Annotated in this window: 9 protein-coding genes; 6 read left to right on the top strand and 3 right to left on the bottom strand. The window is 70.8% G+C overall.

Going from position 1 to position 17661, the window contains the following annotated elements; all coding sequences use genetic code 11:
• The first annotated feature begins 44 nt into the window (after window positions 1-44).
• Window positions 45-2216 (top strand): glycogen debranching protein GlgX, encoded by a 2172-nt coding sequence (gene glgX / locus AC1DFU_RS02420; RefSeq protein WP_092301400.1) that lies wholly within the window; start codon window positions 45-47, stop codon window positions 2214-2216.
• Window positions 2213-4387, top strand: coding sequence for a 4-alpha-glucanotransferase (gene malQ / locus AC1DFU_RS02415; RefSeq protein ID WP_441592558.1), 2175 nt, complete (start codon window positions 2213-2215; stop codon window positions 4385-4387). Before glgX ends, malQ begins: the two co-directional genes overlap by 4 nt.
• A 313-nt stretch (window positions 4388-4700) precedes the next feature.
• On the opposite strand, the gene AC1DFU_RS02410 is transcribed toward malQ, so the two are convergent.
• Together AC1DFU_RS02410 and AC1DFU_RS02405 are read right to left on the bottom strand one after the other, a co-directional pair.
• Window positions 4701-6644, bottom strand: a complete 1944-nt coding sequence (locus AC1DFU_RS02410; protein WP_477159665.1) for a hybrid sensor histidine kinase/response regulator — start codon at window positions 6642-6644, stop codon at window positions 4701-4703.
• A 256-nt stretch (window positions 6645-6900) separates the two neighbouring features.
• Window positions 6901-7083, bottom strand: coding sequence for a hypothetical protein (locus AC1DFU_RS02405; RefSeq protein ID WP_092301406.1), 183 nt, complete (start codon window positions 7081-7083; stop codon window positions 6901-6903).
• Window positions 7084-7345: 262 nt separating this feature from the next.
• On the opposite strand from AC1DFU_RS02405, the gene AC1DFU_RS02400 reads away from it, so the two are divergent.
• The 4 genes from AC1DFU_RS02400 to treY all read left to right on the top strand — a co-directional run bounded on the left by AC1DFU_RS02400 (window position 7346) and on the right by treY (window position 16377).
• Window positions 7346-9871 (top strand): glycogen/starch/alpha-glucan phosphorylase, encoded by a 2526-nt coding sequence (locus AC1DFU_RS02400; RefSeq protein ID WP_092301409.1) that lies wholly within the window; start codon window positions 7346-7348, stop codon window positions 9869-9871.
• Between the two features lie 363 nt (window positions 9872-10234).
• Complete coding sequence (gene glgA / locus AC1DFU_RS02395) at window positions 10235-11839, top strand: glycogen synthase GlgA (RefSeq protein WP_255370993.1); 1605 nt, start codon at window positions 10235-10237, stop codon at window positions 11837-11839.
• A gap of 15 nt (window positions 11840-11854) precedes the next feature.
• Window positions 11855-13798: a malto-oligosyltrehalose trehalohydrolase gene (gene treZ / locus AC1DFU_RS02390; RefSeq protein WP_441592575.1), complete on the top strand. Its 1944-nt coding sequence runs from the start codon at window positions 11855-11857 to the stop codon at window positions 13796-13798.
• Entirely contained in the window at window positions 13795-16377 is a 2583-nt protein-coding gene (gene treY, locus AC1DFU_RS02385; protein WP_092301411.1) for a malto-oligosyltrehalose synthase, read from the top strand. Before treZ ends, treY begins: the two co-directional genes overlap by 4 nt.
• A 28-nt stretch (window positions 16378-16405) precedes the next feature.
• Here treY and AC1DFU_RS02380 read toward each other — a convergent pair whose 3' ends face one another.
• Window positions 16406-17407, bottom strand: a complete 1002-nt coding sequence (locus AC1DFU_RS02380; protein ID WP_092301554.1) for an SDR family oxidoreductase — start codon at window positions 17405-17407, stop codon at window positions 16406-16408.
• Between the last annotated feature and the right edge of the window lie 254 nt (window positions 17408-17661).

Raw genomic sequence — 17661 nt, 5'->3', positions numbered from 1 at the left:
CATCACGAGCCACCCAGAATAACCAGAAGAAAGGAGCCATGCACATGGCGATTGCCACGATCGACCGTCTGCTGCCCGGCAAGCCCTACCCCCTTGGCGCGCATTGGGACGGCCTGGGCGTCAACTTCGCAGTCTTCTCCGCCAATGCCACGCGCATCGAGCTGTGCCTGTTCTCCGCCAACGGCCGCAGGGAGATCCACCGCCTGCCGCTGCCCGAATGCACCGACGAGGTCTGGCACGGCTACCTGCCGCTGGCCCAGCCCGGCGCGCTGTACGGCTACCGCGCCTACGGCCCCTACGAGCCGACCCGGGGCCACCGCTTCAACCCCCACAAGCTGCTGCTGGACCCCTACGCGCGGCTGCTGAACGGCCCGGCGCGCTGGTCGGACGCGCTGTTCGGCTACCGGCTCAACAGCCCGCGCGCGGACCTCACGCCCGACCGCCGCGACAGCGCGCCGATGATGCCGAAGGCCGTGGTCGTCGACGAAAGCTTCCACTGGGGCGAAGACCGCCGGCTGGACCGCCCGTGGCCGGAAACCTCGATCTACGAGGTGCACGTGCGCGGCGCCTCCATGCAGCGCGAAGACCTGCTGCCGCACCATCGCGGCACCTTCGCCGCGCTGGCCGATCCGCGTTTCGTCGATCACCTGCACCGGCTCGGCGTGACGGCGGTGGAGCTGCTGCCGATCCACGCCTTCCTGCAGGACCGCTTCCTCGTGGAGCGCGGCCTGCGCAACTACTGGGGCTACAACACGCTGGCGTTCTTCGCGCCGGAGCCGCTCTACCTGTCCGCCAACGAGCTGCACGAGGCCAAGGTGGCCATCCGCCGGCTCCACGCGGCCGGCATCGAGGTCATTCTCGACGTGGTCTACAACCACACCTGCGAAGGCAACGAGCTGGGGCCGACCATGTCCTGGCGCGGGCTGGACAACGCCAGCTACTACCGGCTGATTCCGGGCGACGAGCGCCACTACATCAACGACACCGGCTGCGGCAATACGCTGAACCTGTCGCACCCGCGCGTGCTGCAGATGGTGATGGACTCGCTGCGCTACTGGGTGGAGGCCTTCCACGTGGATGGCTTCCGCTTCGACCTCGGCAGCACGCTGGGCCGCGAGGCCACCGGCTTCGACCCCGGCGCGGGCTTCTTCGACGCCCTCCTCCAGGACCCGGTGCTGTCGCGCGTGAAGCTGATCTCGGAGCCGTGGGACCTCGGCCCCGGCGGCTATCAGGTAGGCAACCATCCGCCCGGCTTTGCCGAATGGAACGACAAGTTCCGCGACAACGTGCGCCGCTTCTGGCGTGGCGATGCCGGCCAGCGCGGCGAACTGGCCGCGCGGCTCACCGGCTCGGCGGACCTGTTCGACCGCCGCCACCGCAAGCCGTGGGCCAGCGTCAACTTCATCACCGCGCACGATGGCTTCACGCTGGCCGACCTCGTCAGCTACAGCAGCAAGCACAACGAGGCCAACGGCGAGGACAACCGCGACGGCAACGACGACAACGCCAGCGCCAACTGGAGCCCGGACGGCAGCGTGGAAGGCCCCACCGACGACGAGCAGATCCTCGAAACCCGTGGCCGCGTGGCCCGGGCGATGATGGCCACGCTGCTGCTCTCCCAGGGCACGCCGATGCTCACCGCCGGCGACGAATGGGGCCGCAGCCAGCAGGGCAACAACAACGCCTACTGCCAGGACAGCCCGCTCTCGTGGCTGAACTGGGAGGACGCCGCCAACCCCGCCAACGCGCCGATGATGGCCTGCGTGAGCCAGTTGCTGGCGCTGCGCCGACAGGTACCGATGCTGACCGAGAACCGCTTCGTGCACGGCCGCTCGCGCCCGGCGCCCGGCGTGCCGGACATCGCATGGTTCGGGGCCGATGGCAACGAGCTGTCGCCCGAGCAGTGGGCCAATGGCGAAGATCGCACACTGGCGCTGCGCCGCGCCACGCCCGGCAACGGCGAGGACGAGGTGGCGGTGATGCTGCTGTGCCTGAACGCCGGCAACGACGACGTCACCTTCCGCGCGCCGGCCCCAGGCGAGGACTGGCGCGTGCTGTTCGACAGCGCCGCGCCGGATGCCGGCGAAAGCCCGCTTGCGAACGGCGACGACGGCCAGCCCGGCTACACCGTGGTGGCCCACAGCGTGGCGCTACTGCTGGCCAGCGTGCCAAGGGTTCGCAATGAAGACGTCCGCAAAGAGGAACCCCCGCGATGAGCCACGACACCGACGCCCTGCAGCGACTGGCCGAACGCGCCGGCCTGCAGACCCAGTGGCGCGATGCCTGGGGCCGGCCCCAGGCCCTTACCGAGGACGCCCTGCACGCGGTGCTGGCCGCGCTCGACCTGCCCTGCGACACGCCCGGCGCCTGTGAATCCTCGCTCGCGCGGCTCGCCGCCGACGACGCATCCCACCCGCTGCCGCCGCTGCTCACGGCTGATCAGAGCCAGCCCGTGACCGTGCGGTGGGCGCACACGCTGGCGCAGCGCCCCTATCGGCTCGAACTGGAGGATGGCCGCGTGATCGAGGGCATCGCCCAGCGCAATGCGGACGGGTTGATGGAGATCCCGCCGGTAACGGACTGGGGCTACCACCGCCTGCTGCTGGGCGATCTGGCCACCACGCTGGCCGTGGCGCCACCGCGCTGCTACGGCGTGGCCGATGCACTGTCTGCCAACCCATCCGCCAACCCGCGCGCGGTACATGCGAGCAAGCCGTGGGGGCTCTCCGTGCAGCTCTACGGCCTGCGCCGGGGGGCGCCCACCGGGCTGGGCGATCTCACCACGCTGGCCCTGACCTGCGAGGCGGCCGCGCGCGAAGGCGCCGACGCCGTCGCCATCAACCCGCTCCACGCCGGCTTTGCAGCGCTGCCGGCGCGCTACAGCCCCTACGCGCCGTCGAGCCGGATCTTCCACAACGCGCTCTACGCCGACCCCGCCGCCGTGTTCGGGCAGGACGCGGTCGATCAGGGCATCGCGGCGTTGAACATCGGCCACCGGCTGGCCGCCGCCGAGGCGCGCGACGAAATCGACTGGCCCACGCTGTCCGTGGCACGCCATGCGCTGCTGCGCTGGCTGTGGGACCGCCATGACACCCTGCTCAGCACGGACGCCCAACAGGCCTTCGCCACCTTCCGCGCGCGCGGCGGCAGCGGGCTGCTGGCCCACGCCTGCTTCGAGGCCATCCAGGCCAGCCTGCTGGCGCAGGCGAGCAATGACGGGGACGACGCGCGGCGACAAGCGGCATCCGACTGGCGCCAATGGCCGGTCACCCTGCGCTCGCCGGACAGTTCGGCGGTGGCCGCCTTCGAGACCCAGTTTCCGCAGGAGATCGGCTATCACGCCTTCCTGCAATGGCTGGCCGCGCACGGGCTGGACACCGCGCAGCACCGCGCGCGCGCCGCCGGCATGGCCGTAGGACTGATCGCCGACCTCGCCGTGGGCACCGATCCCGGCGGCAGCCACGCGTGGATGCGCCAGACCGAGATCCTCAACGGCTTCCACGCCGGCGCGCCGCCAGACGTCTACAACCCGCTCGGGCAGGACTGGGGCGTGGCGGTGTTCTCGCCGCGCGGGCTGCGCCGCAACGGCTACGCCGCCTTTATCGAGATGCTGCGCGCCAACCTCGCCCATGCCGGCGGGCTGCGCATCGACCACGTGCTGGGGCTGGCGCGGATGTGGCTGGTGCCGGCCGGCGCGCCGGCCACGGCGGGCGCCTACCTGACCTATCCGCTGGACGACCTGTTGCGGCTGGTGGCGATCGAGTCGTGGCGGCAGCGGGCCATCATCATCGGCGAGAACCTCGGCACGGTGCCGGAGACGCTCAACACGGCACTGGCCGCGCGCGGCGTGATGGGCATCGACGTGCTGTGGTTCGAACGCCAGCCGGCGGACGAGGATGCTGCCGAAGACACCGACACCCCCGCCCCGTTCCTGCCGCCCGAGCAATGGCCCGCGCAGGCGGTAGCCACCACCACCACGCACGACCTGCCGACCATCGCCGGCTGGTGGGCCGGCCACGACATCGCCTGGCGCGCGCGGCTGCATCAACTGGGCGAGGGGGAGACCGAAGCCGGCCTGATGGCGATGCGCGCCGCCGAGCGCACGGCGCTGTGGCAGGCCATGTGCGCGGGCGGGGTGGTCGATGGTGCCGAGCCCGACGCGGCGTCCGCCCCCGTGGAAGCGGTGCTGCGCTGGCTGTCCCGCGCGCGGACCCCGCTACGGCTGGTGCCCGTGGAAGACCTGCTGGGCGCCGCCGAGCAGCCCAACCTGCCCGGCACGGTGACCGGGCACCCCAACTGGCAGCGCCGGCTCGACGCCGATGTGCGCGAGCTCTTCGATCATGCGGACGTGCGCGTGCGCGTGGCGGCGGTGCGGGGGGATGGTTGAGATGGGCGTGGTCGGTAGGGGGGCGCCGTCCCTCTCCCCCGCCCCTCTCCCGGAGGGAGAGGGGAGAAAACCCTCGGYGGTCTCCCCTATCGCCCTCGGAGAGGGGAGAAAACCCTCGGYGGTCTCCCCTATCGCCCTCGGAGAGGGGAGAAAACCCTCGGTGGTCTCCCCTCTCCCCCTCGGAGAGGGGAGAAAACCCTCGGCGGTCTCCCCTATCGCCCTCGGAGAGGGGAGAAAACCCTCGGTGGTCTCCCCTCTCCCCCTGGGAGAGGGGCCGGGGGAGAGGGGCGGCGCATCAAGCCACCCACCACGCTCACCCCGCCCCATCCCCCGCCAGCGCCCGGCACAGTGTCTCGATCGACAGCGGCTTGACGAGGTGCTCATCGAAGCCGGCCGCCAGCGTGCGCTTGCGGTCGTCCGACGTGCCGTGCCCGGTCAGGGCGAAGATGCGCGGGCCGGTGCCATCGGCATTGGCGGTGTTGGCCGGATCGGGCCGCAGCACCGCCAGCACCTCGAAGCCGTTCATGTCCGGCATCTCCAGGTCGAGCAGCACCACGTCCGGGGCGAAGTCGCGCACCAGTTCCAGCGCCTGCATGCCGCTGTAGGCCGGCCGGGCGTCGTGGCCGAGCACGGTCAGCAGTTCGGCCATGCTGTCGGCGGAGTCGGCGCTGTCATCCACGATCAGGATGCGCAGCCCGGTGCAATCGGTGGCGGTTGCGCGCGGCACGGTGGCGCCGTCCATTTCCACCTCCGGCAGGATCACGGTGAAGGTGCTGCCGCGCCCCGGCCCGCCGCTGCTGGCCTGGATGGCGCCGCCATGCGCTTCCACCACGGCGCGCGCCAGCGCCAGGCCGATGCCGAGCCCGCCGCGCTCGCCATCGTCGCCCTCCTGCGCGAACAGGTTGAAGATGCGGTCGAGCGCCTCCGGCGCGATGCCCTTGCCCGAGTCGCCAATCGCCGTGATCACGTTGCCACCCTCGGTGGTCATGTGGATCGAGACGGCGCCGCCACGCGGCGTGTACTTGGTGGCGTTGCTCAGCAGGTTCGAGAGCACCTGCCCCAGCCGCCCGGCGTCGGCATTGACGAAGACCGGGCCGGCGGGCAGCGTGAGCGAGAGGCTCTGCCCCGCCGCGTCCAGCGCGGGCCGGATGGCCTCCACGGCCGACGTGACGATGTCGTTGACCATCGTCGGCACCGGCTGCACCTTGAGCTTGCCCGTGGTGACGCGGCCCACGTCCATCAAATCGGCGACCAGCCGCGTCAGCAGTTGCAGCTGGCGGCCGATGATTTCGGCGCAGTGGCGGATGCGCGTGTCCGTCGAGGGCGTCAGGCGGATCACGTCCACGGCGTTGCGGATGGGCGCCAGCGGATTGCGCAGCTCGTGGGCCAGGATGGCGAGGAAGGCCTGCACGCGCCGGCCGGCGCCCTCCAGTTCCTCGAGCCGGGCCATGTCAGACATATCGCGCGCGGTCCACAGGATGCCGACCGGGCAGCCGCCGGCGTCGCGCAGCAGCGCCTGCCGGATATGGCAGCGCACCAGCATGCCGTCCTGCCGCTGCAGGCGCGCCTCGCCGGTCCACTGGCCGTTGGTGCGCACCTCGCCCAGCGTGGCGAGGTCATGGCCGCTGGCCACGTCCTGGCGGGAATACAGCAGCGAGACCGGCCGGCCCACCGCCGCCTCCGGGCTGTAGCCGAACAGCGCCGTCGCGCCAGCATTCCAGACGCGGATCTCGCCATCGAACCCGAGTTCGCAGACTGCCTGCTCGTGCAGCGTGTCGAGCAGTTGCTGGTGGCGCGCCTCCACCTCCCGGGCGCGTTCCTCGGCGGCGTAGCGGATGGTGATGTCGCGATAGACCACCGCGAAGCCGTCCGGGGCGCCATCGGCGTCATTGATGGCCTGGATCACCACGGCGGCGTAGAACGCGGTGCCGTCGCGGCGCACGCGCCAGCCGCGTTCCTCGGCCCGGCCCAGCGTGCGGGCGGTGTCCAGCAGGCGCGCGGGCTCGCCGGACTGGATCGATTCGGGGGTGTGGAAGCGGGCGAGCTGGCAGCCGGTCACCTCGTCGGCGGTGTAGAGCAAGGCACGTTCGGCGGCCTCGGACCACGTGCGCACGCAGCCCTCGGGCGTGAGGTCGAAGATGGCGACGTCATCCAGCGCGGCGAGCCAGGCACTCGCGCGCGGAGCAAGGGGCGCCGTGTCATGCATGGCGCCTGCGGCGGCACGGGCCCCCTCACCCATGGATGCGAGGCCCGGCATCTGCCGATCCGGCATAGGAACTCCCTCTCTTATGGCGCAGTCGCGGCTATTCTTGGAAGCCAACCTGGAGGGACCGGGGGATGGCGGTTATCCCGGCCCGTAGGTGGGAGCACGATTTGGGAGCACGACTCCCGCCGGCGTGAGCACCGGCGCTTTCATCATAGACGGTGCTCACGCCCGCGCCATGGACGAGGTGAGGGCGCCGCCGGGGGTGAACCAGACGGCGCCGCCGGGGGTCTGTCGATAATGAACCGTTTCAGTAATTCTCGACGGGCGGCTCGTCCGATTCGCTGTTGTGCCGCTTCACGGAAGGCGGCACCGGATGCTTGTCGGGCAGGTTGCGCGCGGGCTGGTCTCCCTTCTCCTTGTTGTGGTCGGGACACTGGTCGGGCCGGCGGTCTGGCCGGCGCGCGGGATCATGCGGAATATGGTTCGACATGCTGGGGGCCTCGTCGTCGCAGGGAATGGGTGGAACACCCATGGGTAGGACACCCACAGGTAGACACCCCCGACAAGGCAGCAGTTTCCATACCAGCCAGCTTTTTCAGCCTTTCAGGAGCCAAGTGATGAACGAAGCATCCCGGCTGCGGCCAGCCCCTTCCGGCCCTTCTGGTCCCGCTGGTCCCGCTGGTCCCTCTGGTCCCGCTGGTCCCTCTGGTCCCTCTCCCGCGGCCGAACACTCGGACGACACCCGGACGTCGATGTCCAGCGCCACCATCCGGCGGGCCTTTCTCGATCACGTGTTCTACACCCAGGGCATGGTGCCCAGCCACGCCAGCGGCAACGACCTCTACCAGGCGCTCGCCCACACCGTGCGCGACCGCCTGGTGCAGCGCTGGATCAGCACCGCCGAGGCCTACCAGAGCCAGCCGTCGCGCACGGTGGCCTACCTGTCCGCCGAATTCCTGATGGGGCCGCACCTCGGCAACAACCTCGTCAACCTCGGCATCGCGGACGAAGTGCGCGCCGCCATGGCCGCGCTCAACCTGGACCTCGACCATATCCTCGCGCAGGAGGAGGAGCCCGGCCTCGGCAACGGCGGCCTGGGGCGACTGGCGGCCTGCTTCATGGATTCGCTCGCCACGCTGGAGATTCCGGCGCTGGGCTACGGCATCCGCTACGAGTACGGCATCTTCCACCAGAGCATCATCGACGGCATGCAGGTGGAGAGCACCGACACGTGGCTGCGCAACGGCAATCCGTGGGAGATCCAGCGCTCCGAATGGGCGGTGGAGGTGCGGCTGGGCGGCCATACCGAGCACTACACCGACGACCGGGGCCGCTACCGCGTGCGCTGGGTGCCGGCCAAGATGGTGGTGGGGGTGCCGTTCGACTCGCCGATCCTCGGCTACCGCGTCAACACGGTCAACACGCTGCGGCTGTGGCGCGCGGAAGCCACCGAGGCGTTCGACTTCCACACCTTCAACCGGGGCGATTATCTCGGCGCGGTGAACAAGAAAGTGACGTCGGAGAACCTCACCAAGGTGCTCTACCCCAACGACGAGACCCAGCAGGGCAAGGAGTTGCGGCTGGAGCAGCAGTACTTCTTCGTGTCCTGCTCGCTGCAGGACATGCTGCGCCTGCTGGCCACGCAGGGCCTGCCGGTCACGCGCTTCCACGAGAAGTTCACGGTGCAGCTCAACGACACCCACCCGGCGGTCGGCATTGCCGAGCTGATGCGGCTGCTGATCGACGACCATGACCTGGCCTGGGACGAAGCCTGGCACATCACCCGCCGCGCCTTCGCCTACACCAACCACACCCTGCTGCCGGAGGCGCTCGAGCAATGGCCGCTGCCGCTGTTCCAGCGCATCCTGCCGCGCCACCTGGAAATCATCTACGAGATCAACGCGCGCTTCCTGGACGAGGTACGCATCCGCTTCTATGGCGACGAATCGCGGCTGGCGCGGCTCTCCCTGATCAGCGAGCACGGCGAGCGGCACGTGCGCATGGCCCATCTGGCGTGCGTCGGCAGTCACACCATCAACGGGGTGGCGGAGTTGCACTCCCGGCTGATGCGCGAGGACGTGCTCAAGGATCTCTACGAGATGTGGCCGGAGAAGTTCACCAGCATCACCAACGGCGTCACGCCGCGCCGCTGGCTGGCGCTGGCCAATCCCCGGCTGACGCGGCTGGTCAGCGAAGCCATCGGCGACGGCTGGATCAAGGACCTCGACCAGATCCAGGCGCTGGAGCCGTACGCCGACGACCCCGCCTTCCGGGAACGCTGGCAGGCCGTGCGGCGCGAGAACAAGCAGGACCTGGCTCGCCTCGTGCGCGACACCACCGGCGTGGTGGTGGACCCGGACTCGATGTTCGACGTGATGGTCAAGCGCATCCACGAGTACAAGCGCCAGCACCTGGCCGTGCTCCATATCATCGCGCTCTACCACCGCATCAAGTCCGATCCGCACGCGGACGTGCAGCCGCGCACCTTCCTGTTCGCCGGCAAGGCCGCGCCCGGCTACCACTACGCCAAGCTGATGATCCGCTTCGTCACCTCGGTGGCGGGCGTGGTCAACCGCGACCCGCAGGTGCGAGACCGCCTCAAGGTGGTGTTCCTGCCCAACTTCAACGTCACCCACGGCCAGAAGATCTACCCCGCCGCCGACCTCTCCGAGCAGATCTCGCTGGCCGGCAAGGAGGCCTCCGGCACCGGCAACATGAAGTTCGCGATGAACGGCGCCATCACCATCGGCACCATGGATGGCGCCAATATCGAGCTGCGCGACGCCATCGGCGCCGACAACTTCTTCCCGTTCGGCCTCAACGCGTCCGAGGTCTACGCGCTCAAGGCCGCCGGCTACCACCCCTCCACCTACTACGACAGCAGCCCCGAGCTGCGCGCGGTGGTGGACCTGATCCAGCACGGCTTCTTCTCGAAGGGCGACGCCGCCGTGTTCCGCCCGCTGTTCGACGGCCTGCTCCAGCACGACCCCTACCTGCTGATGGCCGACTTCGCCTCCTACCTGCACTGCCAGCAGCAGGTCTCGGCCGCCTACGTCGACAACGAGCGCTGGCAACGCATGTCCGTGCTCTCCAGCGCGCGCTCGGGGCGGTTCTCGTCCGACCGGGCGATCGAGCAGTACTGCCAGCGCGTCTGGCGCGCACGGGCGGTGCCGGTGTGCCTGCTGCACCGGTCCAGCGGGCAGGTGCAAGGCGCCCGTCTTGCGGAGGCCGAAGGCATCGACACCTTCAGCGAGCGCTGCGGGGGCAGTGGATCGTAAATGTTGTCGATGGCTCTGCGACGGCAGCAGGCGCGGTAGTTTCTACAACCGGGCGGGCACCTTATACACAACCCCGCCCTGCCGGGCCGCCGCCGTCCCCACCAGCCACGACGCGGCGCGCCCGTCACGCAGTGCAGCATGCTGGCACGGAGTTCGCATTGCTGAAGCCGCGCGATTTTCTGCGCCCCTTCGCACCCCGGGTTGTTCGCTCGCCATCCGCCGCCTTCCGGCCCCAGCGGATCGGCGCCCCCGTGCGCGGTGGCGCAATGCGCAGGCAAGCCAAGAAGAACGAACCCGGCGCGATGGCGGCAGGCAAGCCGCCCGCGCGTTCGTTTCCAACCGACCTGGAAGCGGAGTCTCATCTTGAACGCGAACATCCTGTTTGTGGCGGCAGAGGCGCACCCCCTGGCAAAGACCGGCGGGCTGGCGGATGTGGTGGGCGGACTGGCGCAGGCGCTGCATCAGCGCGGCGCCGATGTCACGATCCTGATGCCCGGTTATCCCCGGGCCATGGCGGCGGCGAAGCAGTTGCGCAGCCTCGGCGCGATCCGGCTGCCGATGGCGCTGCCGCCCGGCCACAGCCCGGCGCGGCTGCTGGAAGGCCAGACGCCCGATAGCGGCGTGCGCGTGGTGCTGCTGGACTGCCCCTCGCTCTATGACCGGCCCGGCTCGCTCTATGTAGACGCCACCGGGCGCGACTTCTGCGACAACGCCCAGCGCTTCGCCGCACTGGCCCACGCCGCCACGCTCATCGCCGCCGGCGAGACCCCGCTGCCGGCGCCGCAACTGGTCCACGCGCACGACTGGCATGCGGCGCTCACGCCACTGCTGATGCGCGCGCGCGGCCTGCCGGTGCCCACCGTGGCCACCATCCACAACCTCGCCTTCCAGGGCGTGTTTCCGATGGAGCGCGCCGCCGCGCTGGGCCTGCCGCCGGCCTGCCTGACGCCGGATGGCATCGAGTTCTGGGGCAAGGTCAATTTCCTGAAGGCCGGTATCCGCTACGCGGACCGCGTGACCACGGTGAGCCACACCTATGCGCGCGAGATCCTCACCGAACCCTTCGGCCATGGGCTGGACGGCCTGCTGCGCCACCGCGCCGAGGTGCTCGGCGCCATTCCCAATGGCGTGGACACGGACGCGTGGTCGCCCCGCGCCGACCGCCTGCTGCCGCAGCGCTACGACGCCCGCGACCTCGCCGGCAAGCGCGCCTGCAAGGCCGCGCTGCAGGCGCGCCACGGCCTGGCGCAGGCGCCGGACCGGCCCCTGATCGCCATGGGCAGCCGGCTCACCCACCAGAAAATGGCCGATGTGGCCGTGCTGGCGATGGAGGCGGCGCTGCGCCGCCATGACCATGTGCAGTTCGCGGTGCTCGGCTGCGGCGATCCGGCGCTGGAGGCGGCCTACCGCGCGCTCGGCGCCCGCCACCCGGACCGCGTGGGCATCTCCATCGGCTATCGCGAGGAAGACGCCCACCTGCTCCACGCCGGCGCGGACGCCCTGCTGCACGGCAGCCGCTTCGAGCCATTCGGCCTGACCCCGGTCTACGCCATGCGCTACGGCACAGTGCCCATCGTCTCCCGCGTGGGCGGCATGGCTGACACCGTGCGCGATGTGGGCGAGGATGCCTTGCCTGCTCCCCGCGCCACCGGCATCGTCTTCGATGGCGATTCGGTCGAAACGATGGGCGCCGCCATCACGCGCGCACTAGACTGGTTCCACCGCCCCCGCCACTGGCGCGCGATGCAGCGTGCCGGCATGCAGACGGAGTTCGGCTGGGAAGGTCCGGCGCAACAGTATCTGGCGATGTACCGCGCGCTGGCGCCGGCCCTCGCCCATGTTCCCGCCGCAGTACCCGCCCCGCTGCCGGATGCCGTGGCGGCCCCCGCCGCGCGTCCGTCGCGCGCCCCTCGTCCCGCCCTGCCCACGCCCGCCGTGGAACCGGTCACACCGGGCCTGCCGGCCTGAAGGTAGCGCACCATGATGTATGCCATGCCCGCGCCCGGTACCGGCGCCAGGCCCGTGCCCCCGGTTCCGCAATGGCAGACGCTCGGCGCGGACACGCGCCTGCTGCCATGTGACGATGAAAGCGCCGAATCCTACCGCTTCGGCCCGGTGCGGCTGGCCGATGGCCGCGTGCGCTTCCGCCTCTGGGCGCCGGACGCCGCCGCGGAGGACCAGCCCGTGCGGCTCGAAGTGGCCGGCATGGCGCCGGTGATGATGGCGCCCACCGAGCACGGCTGGTTCGAAGCCGTGACCGCCTGCTGCGACGGCGCGCGCTACTGGTTCCGGCTCGACGACGGCACCATCGTGCCGGACCCCGCCTCCCGGCTTCAGGCCGAGGACGTGCACGGCGCCAGCGTGCTGTGCCAGCCGGCCGAGCCGTTCGCGTGGCACCACACCGAATGGCGCGGGCGCCCCTGGCACGAGGCCGTGATCTATGAAATGCACGTGGGGCTGGCCGGCGGCTACGCCGGCGCCACCGCGCAACTGCACCGGCTGGCCGCGCTGGGCTTCACCGCCATCGAACTGATGCCGCTGGCCGAGTTTCCCGGCGCGCGCAACTGGGGCTATGACGGCGTGCTGCCGTTCGCGCCCGAGCGCAGCTATGGCACGCCGGACGACCTGCGCACGCTGGTCGACACCGCGCACGGGCTGGGCATGATGGTGCTGCTCGATGTGGTCTACAACCACTTCGGCCCCGAGGGCAACTATCTGCACCGCTACGCCAGCGGCTTTTTCCGCGACGACCGCCAGACCCCGTGGGGGCCGGCCATCGATTTCCGGCGCCCCGAGGTGCGGCGCTTCTTTGGCGAGAGCGCGCGCTACTGGCTGGAATCGTTCCGCTTCGACGGCCTGCGGCTGGACGCCGTGCACGCCATCGAGGACGAAGGCTGGCTGCCGCAACTGGCGCACGACCTGCGCCATTGCCTGCCGGGCCGCCATCTGCATCTGGTGCTGGAGAACGACCACAACGACGCCGCACTGCTGGCCGCCGGCTACGACGCCCAGTGGAACGACGACGCCCACCACGCGCTGCACGTGCTGCTGACCGGCGAGCATGACGGCTACTACAGGGAGTACCACGCCGGCCTGCCCGAGACCGTGGCTGCCGACGCAAGTACGGCGCCCATCCACCACCTCGCCCGGGTGCTGGCCGAAGGCTTCGCGTGGCAGGGCGAGGTATCGCCCCATCGCTCCGGCGACGAGAACGGCCCGCTGCAGGGCCGCGAGGTGCGGCGCGGCCAGCCCAGCGCCCAACTGCCGCCCACAGCCTTCGTCACCTTCCTTCAGAACCACGACCAGACCGGCAACCGCGCCTTCGGCGAGCGGCTGGCCAGCCTGGCGGAGCCGGACGCGCTGCGCGCCGCCGTGGCGCTGCAACTGCTCTGCCCGCAGATCCCGCTCGTCTTCATGGGCGAGGAGCACGGCGCGCGCTCGCCGTTCCTGTACTTCACCGATCACCCGCCCGAACTGGCGCAGGCCGTGCGCGATGGCCGCCGGCGCGAGTTCGCGGCGTCCGAAGCCTTCCGCGACGACACCCGCTCGGCGCAGATCGCCGATCCCAACGCGCCGGAGACCTTCGAGGCGTCCCGCCCGATCTGTGACGACACCGACGGCTATTGCCGCGCGTGGCACCACTACTACGGCGAGTTGCTGTCGATCCGCCGCAACGAGCTGATGCCGCGCCTGCGCAACGCCCGCGCCGAGGGCGTGACCGTGCTGGGCGAGAAGGCCCTCGTGGCGCGCTGGCGGTTGGGCGACGGCAGCTGGCTGTCGATCTGGCTCAATCTGGGCGAGGAACCCGTGGTGGTCGACTGTGACGGCGGCGCGATGATCCACGCCAGCCAGCCCGGCGCCATCGCCACGCTGGCCGCCGGCACGCTCCCCGAACACTGCTGCGTGACCTGCCTGCAACATCCATGAGCGACCTCGACCACGCCGGGGTGCCGCGCGCCACCGCGCGCCTCCAGCTGCACGCCGGGTTCACCTTTGCCGATGCCGAGGCGCTGGTGCCCTATTACGCCGGGCTGGGCGTCAGCCACCTTTACCTGTCGCCGGTCACCACCGCGCGCCCCGGCTCCACGCACGGCTACGACGTCACCGACTTCACGCAGGTCAACCCGGAACTGGGCGGCGAAGATGGCCTGCTGGCGCTGGCCACGCGCGCCCGCGCGGCGGGGCTGGGCCTGGTGGTGGACATCGTGCCCAACCACATGGCGGCCGATGCCACGCACAACGGCTGGTGGCGCGACGTGCTCGCACACGGCCAGCGCAGCGCCCATGCGCAGGTCTTCGACATCGACTGGCAGCCCGCCGACCCCGCGCTGCAGGGCAAGGTGCTGCTGCCGATCCTCGGCGATCCGTACTGGGACACGCTGACCTCCGGCGCGCTCAAGCTGGAGCGCCCGCCCGGCGGCCCGGCCACGCTGCGCTATGGCGACCACAGCCTGCCGCTGGCCGAGCCCATGCTCGACATGGCCGCGCCGGGCACCCCGGAAGCCCTGCACGCGCTGCTGGAGCGCCAGCACTACCGGCTGGCGTGGTGGCGCACTGGCGCCGCCGAACTGACCTGGCGGCGCTTTTTCGAGATCACCGAGCTGGTTGGCGTGAGGGAGGAAAACGCGGACGTGTTCGAGGCCGTCCACGCGCTGGCCTTCCGCCTCTATGCCGAAGGCTGGGTGGACGGGCTGCGCGTCGATCATGTCGATGGGCTGGCCGACCCCGCTGGCTACTGCCGGCAGCTTCGCGCCCGGCTGGACATGCTGCGCCCCGGCCGCCCCGCCGAGGGGGCCCGCGCGCACCCGTGGATCGTGGTGGAGAAGATCCTGGGCGAGGACGAACCGCTGCCGGCCGACTGGGGCGTGGACGGCACCACCGGCTACGACTTCATGGACGAGGTTTCCGCCGTACTCCACGACGCCAGCGGCGAAGGCGCGCTGAACATGCTCTGGATGCGCATCAGCGGCGACAGCCGGCCCTACCCCGACTATGTGAAGTCGGCCCGCCACCGCGTGATCGCCCGGCATCTCGTGGCCGAGATCGACGCGGTCTGCACCCGCCTGCACGCGCTGGCGCGGTCGGTGCCGGCCACGCGCGACCTCACCGCCCACGCGCTGCGCCACGCGCTGACCGCTTTCCTCGCGGCGGTGCCGGTTTATCGGAGCTACTACACCGGCGTGGCCGGCGAGCCAGCCTTCGACGACGCGATGGTCGCCAGCGCCGCCGGGCAGGCGCGCACCCACCTCGCCCCGGACGAGGCGGCGGCGCTCGACTTCCTCCTGGGCTGCCTGCAAAGCGATGCCGCAGCCGACACTCCGGCCGGCGCCATCCGCACCCGGCTGCAACAGGTCATGCCAGCGCTGGCGGCCAAATCCACGGAGGACACCGCCTTCTATCGCTACGGCCGGCTGCTGTCCCGTAACGAAGTCGGCAGTTTTCCCGGCACGCTGGCGCTGGCGCCGGAACGGTTCCACGCGCGCATGGCGCACCGGCAGGCGCACTGGCCGCACGCCATGCTGGCGGTGGCCACGCACGACCACAAGCGCGGCGAGGATGCCCGCATGCGGCTGGCGGTACTGAGCGAGGTCGCCGAGCCATGGGCCGAGGCCGTGGCCGGCTGGGAAGCGCAGATCGGGCCGCTGCTGGTGGCCTCCCCCAAGGGGCCGGATGGCACCGATCGGGCAATGCTTTACCAGACGCTGCTGGGCGCCTGGCCGGCGGAGGCCGGCGCGCTGGCGAGCGAGGACGCCCAGCGCGATTTCATCGAGCGGATTCTGGCGTGGCAGCGCAAGGCCATCCGCGAAGCCAAGCGCCACGGGAGCTGGACCCATCCCGACGAGGCCTACGAGGCAGCCTGCGAAGCGTTCCTCGCCGCGTTGGGGTCCGGTGGCGAAGACAGCGTGCTGGAGCAGATCGGCCGCTTCGCGGACCGGATCGGCCCGGCCGCCGCGCTCAACAGCCTCGCCCAGACCCTGCTCGCGCTGACGGCGCCCGGCGTGCCGGACCGCTATCAGGGCAACGAGGGCTGGGACTTCAGCCTCGTCGATCCGGACAACCGGCGCCCGCCGGACTACGCGCAGCTTCAGGCGCGGTTGGACTGCCGGGCTGGCTGGGCCCAGTGGCTGGCGCGCTGGCGCGACGGCCGCATCAAGCAGCAGGTGATCCGATCGGTGCTGGCGTACCGGGCCGAACAGCCGGCGCTGTTCAGCCGGGGCGAATACACGGCGCGGGCGGCGATCGGCAAGCTGGCGCCGCAGGTGCTGGCGTTCTCGCGCCGCTGCGGGCCGGTGGAAGCGATGGTCATCGTGACGCGGCTGGCCGCCGCCCATGTGGACCCGGCGCTACCCCGCATTCCGCCCCATTGCTGGGGCGACACCGCGCTGCATGCCGAGGGGGATTGGGTCGATGTGCTGACCGGCCACGCGGTGCCGTCCCACGCGGGCTATGTGCGCGTGAAGGACGCGCTGGCCAGCCTGCCGGTGGCGCTGCTGGTGCGGGCTTGAATCGACAACCGGCCCGCACCCTCTCACCCTAGCGCCGCCTCAGTTGCACCAGCCCCGCCATCGTCGCCGCCGCGCCCACCATCAGCGCCGTCGTCAGCAGCGGATGCCGGGCCGACGTCGTGTACGGGCAGGACTGGATCGCCTTGCGGTTGCCAGTGCGCTCCCGCAGGCAGTTGCCAGCCTCGTAGAGCGTGTTGTCCTCGCGCGGGCCGGCCGGGTCGCGCGTCTGCTGGGCGCGGCCCATGAAGCGACTCATAAAGCGGTCGAACGCGTGCGGCGCGTGGTAGGCGGCGGCCGAGAACGCCTTGGCGGAGGCGCCCACGAACATGTCCCGGCGCGGGTGCGCGGCGGCGAACAGGATCGCGTCGGCGGCCATCGCGGGGTCATAGAGCGGCGCCGCCAGTTTCGGCTCCACATGCAGGAAGTTCTTGGCGTGGCTGACCATGGGCGTCTCCAGCCCGGCCGGTTTGATCAGCGTTACCGAGATCGGTGCCTTCTCCTGCTCCAGTTCCAGCCGCAGGGTGTCCGTGAAGCCCTTGATGGCGTGCTGGGACGCCGCGTAGGCGCCCTGCAGCGGCATGGCGCAGTCGGAGGCCTCGCTACCCATGTTGATGATCGCCCCGCCATGCTGGCGCAGGTGCGTGGCGGCGGCCAGCGAGCCGTGCACCACGCCCCAGTAGTTGGTGTCGAACAGGCGGCGCTGGTCTTCCAGCGGCACGTCGTCATGGCGGCCGAAGATGGTCACGCCGGCATTGTTGACCCAGGTGTCGAAGCCGCCGAAGCGCTCGATGGCCGCCTCGGCCAGCCTGGCCACGTCGTCCTGGTTGCCCACGTCGGTCCTGACGGTGATGACCTCGGTCCCGGTTTCGCGCAACTCCTCGGCCAGCTTGTGCAGCACGTCCTCGCTGCGCGCCGCCAGCACGAGCCGGGCGCCGGCGGCGGCCGCCTTGCGCGCCGTGATCAGGCCTACGCCGCTGGTGGCACCCGTCAGCACGATGACCTGCGAGCCAATTGGTTTCAGGGGTCTCATTTCCGTGTCGTCCTCTGCCAGGCCCGGTTCGGATGGGATGCGGCGCGCGGGCATCCGGGCTGCTGCGGGCGCACTGTTGACGCTGACGACACTGTGGCGTGTCTCCCCTGTCGAGTCCGCAAGTCCCGTTCCCGGCTGGCGGCGGCGACACGCCGATGTGCGGCGCAGCATCGGCTGTCAGGAATTACAACAACGGGTAAGTGGCGGCGTGTAGGACGGCTCCCGCTTTCGCAAGCGGCGTGTGCTGCATAAGC

The organism is Cupriavidus sp. 10L45 (assembly GCF_056395225.1).
The sequence above is the reverse complement of the archived record's forward strand: the minus strand, read 5'-3'. Positions and strand labels throughout refer to the sequence as shown.